This window comes from Secundilactobacillus mixtipabuli, assembly GCF_002217925.1.
GTDB lineage: Bacteria > Bacillota > Bacilli > Lactobacillales > Lactobacillaceae > Secundilactobacillus > Secundilactobacillus mixtipabuli.
The window spans coordinates 1-892 of the sequence record NZ_BCMF01000022.1; the positions used below are offsets into that span (position 1 = coordinate 1).

Sequence of the window (892 nt, forward strand, 5' to 3'; positions counted from 1 at the left end):
TTCTGAACCCAGCTCGCGTACCGCTTTAATGGGCGAACAGCCCAACCCTTGGGACCGACTACAGCCCCAGGATGCGATGAGCCGACATCGAGGTGCCAAACCTCCCCGTCGATGTGGACTCTTGGGGGAGATAAGCCTGTTATCCCCAGGGTAGCTTTTATCCGTTGAGCGACGGCCCTTCCATACGGTACCGCCGGATCACTAAGCCCGACTTTCGTCCCTGCTCGACCTGTCTGTCTCGCAGTCAAGCTCCCTTGTGCCTTTACACTCTACGAATGATTTCCAACCATTCTGAGGGAACCTTTGGGCGCCTCCGTTACTTTTTGGGAGGCGACCGCCCCAGTCAAACTACCCACCTGACACTGTCTCCCGCCACGCTGAGTGGCGCGGGTTAGAGTGTTCACACAACAAGGGTCGTATCCCACCAGCGCCTCCACCGAAACTAGCGTTCCGGTTTCTACGGCTCCGACCTATCCTGTACAAGTTGTGTCAACACCCAATATCAAGCTATAGTAAAGCTCCATGGGGTCTTTCCGTCCTGTCGCGGGTAACCTGCATCTTCACAGGTACTTTAATTTCACCGAGTCTCTCGTTGAGACAGTGCTCAGATCGTTACGCCTTTCGTGCGGGTCGGAACTTACCCGACAAGGAATTTCGCTACCTTAGGACCGTTATAGTTACGGCCGCCGTTTACTGGGGCTTCATTTCTGGGCTTCGCCGAAGCTAACTCATCCACTTAACCTTCCAGCACCGGGCAGGCGTCAGCCCCTATACGTCATCTTACGATTTTGCAGAAACCTGTGTTTTTGATAAACAGTCGCCTGAGCCTCTTCACTGCGGCTGCACTTGCGTGCAGCACCCCTTCTCCCGAAGTTACGGGGTCATTTTGCCG

Annotated in this window: 1 rRNA gene; it reads right to left on the reverse strand. The window is 54.8% G+C overall.

The features are described 5' to 3' along the window. Positions 1-892, reverse strand: a 23S ribosomal RNA gene (locus tag IWT5_RS11795); the annotation flags it as partial.